This is a genomic window from Cytobacillus praedii (assembly GCF_001439605.1).
In the GTDB taxonomy this organism is placed as follows: domain Bacteria; phylum Bacillota; class Bacilli; order Bacillales; family Cytobacillaceae; genus Cytobacillus; species Cytobacillus praedii.
Genome location: NZ_LMBX01000002.1, coordinates 360,679 through 367,540, shown reverse-complemented (window position 1 = coordinate 367,540; position 6,862 = coordinate 360,679). Strand labels below are relative to the sequence as shown.

The following is a 6,862-nucleotide window of genomic DNA, read 5'->3' as shown; positions in this document are numbered from 1 at the left end:
GAGTCCAGTTCAATACCGTCTTCATACCAGCCAACTAGCTGCGTAATATAAAACTCTAACTTTTAGGGGTCACATCAATTGTGTTCACTTTTTTATTAACTTCAATTTTACAAATCAAAGTTCCAATGAGATGAATCTCCAGAAGAGATTGCTAATGCTCCAGCCTCTAAACCTTGTAAAATGTCATCTTTTGAATGAATTAATCCGCCCGCAATAATTGGCAAATCCACTTGCTTTGTTAATTGATCAATGATACTTGGCATTAATCCTGGCAGAACCTCTATTGCATCAGGTTTGAATGTACGACACATATCTATTCCTTTTTTTACAGCTGAATTATCAATTAAAAATATACGCTGAATGGCCATTAAATTTTCCTCTTTAGCATATTTAATTAATGCACCTTTTGTTGTAATAATACCAGTGGGTTGCCAGCTTTGTGCAATATACTTAATTGCACTTTTCGTATTAGAAAGTCCTTCAATAAAGTCAAGATGAATAAAAACATGCTTATTTGCTTTTTTTAGTTTATCTAGATATTCAGTCATATTAAGCAAATCTCCAGTTAGGAGAAAGACAATATTTGCATTACAAGCAATTGCCTTATCGATATCTTGTTCATTTTTAATTGATGCGATCACTTGTGAATTAACTAAATCTACAATATTCAAAGGATCATCTCCTTATTTTAGTTTTCATTGCCATAAGTGGATTATAGGGATAACCTTCTTTTCTATTTTATTAATTAATTTATTCTATAAAGAATGTGTGTTTTCCTCTTTTGTAGCAGAGATACAGAGTGAATGAATTAATTCACTGTAACTCTTCCTAATACAATTTCAATTAATAAAGCTGCTATTCTTTACAGAGTAATAATTGCTGCGCCAATGGAGGATAAGATCCATTATGCTGTCCCCGATATTCATGGTAGTAATCTTGAGCTTAAAGACATACCAGCTGGTAATAGAGTATATTTACCTTTGTTAAAAGGTGGGGACTAATTTCATTTGGTGATTTGCATGCCTATACGCGAGACGGTAAATTGAATGGGACAGGAATTGAGATAGCTGGAAACATCATAATGAAATTCGTTCAAATTTTATAACGAAAAATAAAAATGCCAGTTGTTGAAGAAAGTGGAAAATAAATGTTTGTTTAATCAGGAATAACATATGGAGTGGCTATTCGAACTGGTTAGGAAGAAGCGGTCCGGAACTTTCAAATGGAGTTAAAGATTTCCTTTGAAGAAGGGATTATTAAGTGCTGTTCCTAATTGATTTCATCCGTTGTCTGACATATTACTGACTTATTTTTTCTTTATGATAGTAGAAAAGGGTTCGTAGACAATAGTTAATTGCAGGAGTTATCATAAATAGTATATTTATAAACTTCACTTTCTAAATGTGAGGAGTTGTAATTGTGAAAACAATTTTAATTGTCGAAGATGAAATACCGATTAGCCAAGTGCTAAAAGTATATTTACAAAAGGCAAATTTCAATACAGTTCATGCCTTTGACGGCGAAGAAGCGATAGAAATGTTTACTGCAAATAAACCAGCACTTGTACTTTTAGATGTGATGCTCCCTAGAAAGGATGGCTGGGCGATATTAAAGGAAATTCGCCGGCAAAGTGATTGTCCTGTCATTATGCTAACAGCATTGGGTGATGTCAATTATCGGCTAACTGGATTAAATGATGGAGCAGATGATTACATTTCCAAACCTTTTATTGCGGAGGAAGTTGTTGCAAGAGTGAACGCCGTTTTAAGACGCTCACAAAAGAATGATGGACCTGTAAAAAGCTTTGGGCAATTACAAATAGACCTCAAGTCCCATCGGGTAACTATTAATGAAGAAGAGATTGAATTGACCCCGCGTGATTTATCATTGCTCCTGTTTTTGGCAGAAAATCCGAATCAGACGTTTACAAGGGATCAGCTGATTGAGCATGTGTGGGGCTGGGAGTATGAGGGCAGTGACCGTGCGGTTGATTTAGCAATTAAGCGATTGAGAAAATCACTTCATAAATGGCCAGTGTCTGATGGCGAAATTAAAACACTTCGAGGATTGGGGTATCAATTTTGTGTTAATAAAAAACAATAAGCGAATCTCATTGCTGCGATATTGGACGAGCCGTTACTTAATCACACTTTGTATTGGTTTAGTTGTTATTGCCATTATTTCAGCTCTATGGATTCGGCATACAACGCTTGAGAACCGATTAGATATGACTAAGCTGATGGCAGAGGAAATTGCCGATCGGTTTGTTGATATAAGTGAGGGCCGTCCGATTTCTAAAGGAGATGTGCCTGGATCCCTTACCGATCGAGGAAGATTTATGAATATTGAAAGTGATCCTTCTATTTATATCGTTGATATGGGTGGTACCATACTTTCAAGTAATCGATCGTCTAAGCAAGTATTTCAGCAGTTTCCCCGTGTCATATTACAAAATGAAGAGAATGTTCAAAAGTTAAGATTAGAGGAAAGTGGACGAGATTTTTATGTAGTCAAGGCACCGATTGTCACACAGAATTATTCCTTTGGATGGGTTGTCATTATTGAATTAGAGGATAACTTAACACGTGTAAATCAGGAATACCGCCAGTTGGCGATCATGATTATTAGCCTTGCCCTGTTAGGCTGGGCAGCCATTTATTTCCTCTCGCGCAGGCTAGCAAATCCGATTAAAGATGTGGCAAGAGCCGCCAAACAAGTTCAAGCAGGCGATTATAATATCCATCTTCCAGAAGATATGAAGGAGCAGGAAGTATATGACCTAGTTCAATCGTTTAAGGAAATGTCTAACCGTCTGCAAAAATTAGAAACTCTCCGTACAGAATTGCTGGCAGGTGTGACACATGAATTAAAAACACCTGTTACTTCAATTAGCGGGCTATTGCAGGCACTTAATGATGACGTCGTTTCTGGGGAGGATGCAAAGGAATTTTTAGCCTTGTCTTTAAATGAGACAACTAAAATGAAAAAAATGGTGGAGGATTTATTGGCCTTTAATTCATTTGCAGCGAATGCGATTCCAGTGAATAAGGAAAATCATTCGATCAATGTGTTTATGGATGATTTTATCCATCAATGGGAAGTGATTCAGGAGGATGAAATGATTGACTTAATCTTCACTCCTCTTAAGAAGGACAGAATGGTACAAGTCGATCCTATTCGACTCCAGCAGATTATTACGAACCTGCTTAATAATGCAAGACATGCGATTGAAGGAAAGGGAAGGATAGATGTAACTCTTGCTGAAGTAAACAATGAGCTTACAATTGATATCAAGGATTCAGGCAGTGGAATTCCTCCTGATGAACAAGACCTAATCTTCGAACGATTTTTTAGAGGGGAAGGGAAAAAATATAAGATTAGAGGACTTGGCCTTGGATTGCCATTCAGCAAGATGATCGCACAATCACTAGGAGGGGATCTAGTGCTCATAGATAGTTCTTCTTCTGGTACGACATTTCGCATTACCTTGCCAATGATGAGTTAGATAAAGTGGAATTTCAATCAGCGGGGGCTTAATTCCCTGCTGATTGATAGTTGCACTATTCGAGCATGTACTGGCTATTGATCTCCCGCTTGAATTTTTGATTCCCTCAACTTCTTGAAGCAGGGGTCTTACAGAGCGTTAATCTGCGATAATTAAATAATGCACAATTGGATGCCTGTGCTCTATATGAGCGGGCATCTTATTTTTGATCATATTTTCCTCCAATTACTCAAAAATTAGTAAAAAAAACAATTGACCTTCACGTTGCGTAAAGGTGTAAGGTTAACTTAAGGAGGTGAGCGAATGGAATATACCGTGCAGAAATTAGCTCAATTAGCAGGAGTAAGTGCGAGAACCCTTAGGTATTATGATGAAATAGATATTCTCAAGCCGGCAAGAATTAATTCATCAGGATACCGGATATATGGCCAAGCAGAAGTCGACCGATTGCAGCAAATCTTATTTTACAGGGAGTTAGGTGTTGGTCTAGACAGCATCAAAAACATCGTAACTGCACCTTCTTTTGATGGGGCTAAGGCGCTTAGGGAGCATCGCGAAAAACTCCTTGAAAAAAAGAAACAATTGGACAGATTAATTGCGAATGTAGATAAGACAATTGCTTTAACAGAAGGGAGAATGAAAATGTCTGATAAAGAAAAGTTTGAAGGATTCAAGAGGAAAATGATCGATGAAAATGAAGAGAAATATGGGAAAGAAATTCGTGAAAAGTATGGGGAGGATACAGTAGAAAAATCAAATGCCAAAGTGATGAACATGTCACAGGAGGATTATGAAAAAGTTACAAGTCTTGAGATGCAAGTGAAAGAAACTTTATCTCAAGCATTTGCTTTAGGTGATCCTGCAAGTGACATTGCCCAAAAGGCGGCAGAGCTGCATAAGCAGTGGCTATGCTTCTATTGGAAAGAATACAGCAAAGATGCACATGCAGGTCTTGCACAAATGTATGTGGATGATGAAAGATTTACTGCCTATTATGATAAGGAACAGCCAGGGACTGCGGAATTTTTGAGAGATGCTATTCATATATACACTGGCATGAAAAAATAGATGCACATTAAAACGATTGGATAGAAATATCCGGTCGTTTTTTTTTGTTTCGAAAAAGTTCCTGACATCTTCCTGACACATTGCCCCTTTAAAGTATGTCTTGTAAGGCAAATAAAACATATTCTCGAAAGTTGAAAAACTTGATTAAATACAAATGAAAGAAGGGTTCATGATGAATGAGCAAGACCAATTTAATGAAGGAAGCCGTACAGAAGTGAAACAGGTGAAGGGGTCCAAATTAAAGGGTGTTGTATCAACTGTTTTAGCTGGAGTGATTGGGTCTGCTCTAACACTGACAGCACTGCCGTACTTACCGAATTCAAATACGAGCGAGGAGACGCCAAAAGCAATCGTTTCAGAGGAGCATACCGACACGCAAACAAGCGGTAAATTGAATGTACAGCAAGTATCTGCTAATTCCATCGCAGATATGGTTGAGCAGGCATCGAAGGCAATTGTAGGCATTGAGAATATGCAGCAGCAAACCAACCGTTTTAATCAGACGAGTGAGGCTGTGAATAGAGGTACTGGTTCTGGAGTGATTTTTAAGAAGACAAGTGATGCCGCATATATTGTCACAAATAATCATGTGATTGAGAATGCCAATGAAATTGAAGTATCTCTCCATGATGGGAAAAAGGTTAAGGCTGAATTAATAGGGACAGATCCATTGACAGATATTGCTGTCTTGAAGATTGCTGGTGATGTAAAAGTAGATACATTAGCATTTGGCGATTCCTCCAAGCTGCGGGCGGGGGATCAAGTGCTAGCAATTGGAAATCCGCTCGGACTTGATTTATCAAGAACAGTCACACAAGGAATAGTTAGTGCGGTTGATCGAACCATTGCTGTTTCAACATCAGCAGGGGAATGGGAATTAGAGGTCATTCAAACGGATGCAGCCATCAATCCCGGGAACAGTGGTGGAGCACTTATAAATGCATCAGGTGAATTAGTGGGAATTAATAGTTTAAAGATTTCTGAGAGTGGGGTCGAAGGGCTAGGGTTCGCGATTCCGAGCAAGGAAGTGCAAACAATTATTAATGAACTGATTGAAAACGGGCAAGTAATTCGCCCATACTTGGGAGTTGGGTTAGCTAACTTTGAAGAAATTCCACAATTCTATTTGCAAAACATTCCTAGTGGTGTCAAACAGGGAGTTATTGTAACAACAATTGATCCGAATTCAGCTGCAGGAAAAGCAGGACTTCAAACAGAGGATATTCTTGTTTCAATAGGAGGGAATGAAATTGCTAATGCAAATGAATTACGGAAATATTTATATACCAAGTATTCCATTGGTGACAAGGTGAAAATTGAATTTTACCGTCAAGGAAAGCTGAAGACCGTTGAAGTTACATTAACAGGCAACCAGTCTTCGAATTAATCAATGTAAAAGGAGAAAAGAATGAAGAAAACAATATGGATATCAGGATCTGCAATTTTAGCCATTGCTCTTTTAGTTACCATTTTTTCAATGTCGGAAAAGAATGTAGCTAGTGTGAATGGAGAAAAAATTAGTGAAAAAGAGCTGAATGAGCTGCTCGTTGCTCAGTATGGAACAGAAGCATTAGATTCATTAATAACAGAGAAAGTTATTAGCCAAGAAAAGAAAAAGGAAAAGATCAAGGTAAGCAAAGAGGAACTTGATGCCGAAATGACAGCGTATATGGAATCCTATGGCGGAAAAGACGCATTCGAAGAAATCCTTGCAAATAATGGAGTCGAACGATCCACTATTGAAAAAAAATATTGAGAATTACTTGGTAACGAAGAAACTTCTTGAACCAAGAATTAAAATTACTGATGAGGAAATGAAAGAGTATTTTGAAGAAAATAAAGACAGTTACGCCCAAGCTGAACAGGTTCAAGCAAGTCATATTCTCGTGGAAGACGAAGCTACCGCAAAGGAAGTTCGCAAAAAACTTGATGAGGGGAAGGATTTCGCAGAATTAGCTGCTGAATATTCAACGGATTCATCAAATAGTAATTCGGGAGGAGATCTAGGTTATTTCGCACGCGGAGAAATGGTTTCAGAGTTTGAAGATGCGGCCTTCGCTCTAGAGACAGGGAAAATCAGTAATCCAGTCAAAACAGAACATGGATATCACATCATAAAGGTCACCGATAAAAAGAAAGCGAAAGAAGCTGTGTTTGATGATGTAAAAGACGAAATAAAAACAGCGTTGTTCGATACAAAGATGGAAACGGAATATACAACCTGGCTGGATGAGAAGTTTAAAGAGTATAAGATTGAAAATTATTTAGATGTCTAAGGACTCGATCAAT

The 6,862-nt window shown here is 37.8% G+C and carries 7 protein-coding genes; 6 read left to right on the top strand and 1 reads right to left on the bottom strand.

Features of this window, described 5'->3' with window-relative positions; all coding sequences use genetic code 11:
* Positions 1–107: 107 nt before the first annotated feature.
* Entirely contained in the window at positions 108–671 is a 564-nt protein-coding gene (locus ASU02_RS03620; protein ID WP_057761081.1) for a glycerol-3-phosphate responsive antiterminator, read from the bottom strand.
* Positions 672–1,419: 748 nt separating this feature from the next.
* On the opposite strand from ASU02_RS03620, the gene ASU02_RS03615 reads away from it, so the two are divergent.
* The 6 genes from ASU02_RS03615 to ASU02_RS26820 all read left to right on the top strand — a co-directional run bounded on the left by ASU02_RS03615 (position 1,420) and on the right by ASU02_RS26820 (position 6,849).
* Positions 1,420–2,103 (top strand): response regulator transcription factor, encoded by a 684-nt coding sequence (locus ASU02_RS03615; RefSeq protein ID WP_057761079.1) that lies wholly within the window; start codon positions 1,420–1,422, stop codon positions 2,101–2,103.
* On the top strand, positions 2,084–3,505 hold the full coding sequence (locus ASU02_RS03610) for a HAMP domain-containing sensor histidine kinase (protein WP_232426147.1): 1,422 nt from the start codon (positions 2,084–2,086) through the stop codon (positions 3,503–3,505). The genes ASU02_RS03615 and ASU02_RS03610 overlap by 20 nt, the downstream gene beginning before the upstream one ends.
* Before the next feature lie 303 nt (positions 3,506–3,808).
* Positions 3,809–4,573 carry a MerR family transcriptional regulator gene (locus tag ASU02_RS03605; RefSeq protein ID WP_057761074.1) on the top strand — a complete coding sequence of 255 codons (765 nt, stop codon included), beginning with the start codon at positions 3,809–3,811 and terminating at the stop codon, positions 4,571–4,573.
* Between the two features lie 169 nt (positions 4,574–4,742).
* Positions 4,743–5,960, top strand: a complete 1,218-nt coding sequence (locus ASU02_RS03600) for a S1C family serine protease (RefSeq protein WP_095396680.1) — start codon at positions 4,743–4,745, stop codon at positions 5,958–5,960.
* A gap of 21 nt (positions 5,961–5,981) precedes the next feature.
* A complete protein-coding gene (locus ASU02_RS26825; RefSeq protein ID WP_232426146.1) occupies positions 5,982–6,329 on the top strand; it encodes a SurA N-terminal domain-containing protein in 348 nt (115 codons plus the stop codon).
* Complete coding sequence (locus ASU02_RS26820; RefSeq protein ID WP_232426145.1) at positions 6,313–6,849, top strand: peptidylprolyl isomerase; 537 nt, start codon at positions 6,313–6,315, stop codon at positions 6,847–6,849. Before ASU02_RS26825 ends, ASU02_RS26820 begins: the two co-directional genes overlap by 17 nt.
* The last annotated feature ends 13 nt before the right edge of the window (positions 6,850–6,862 follow it).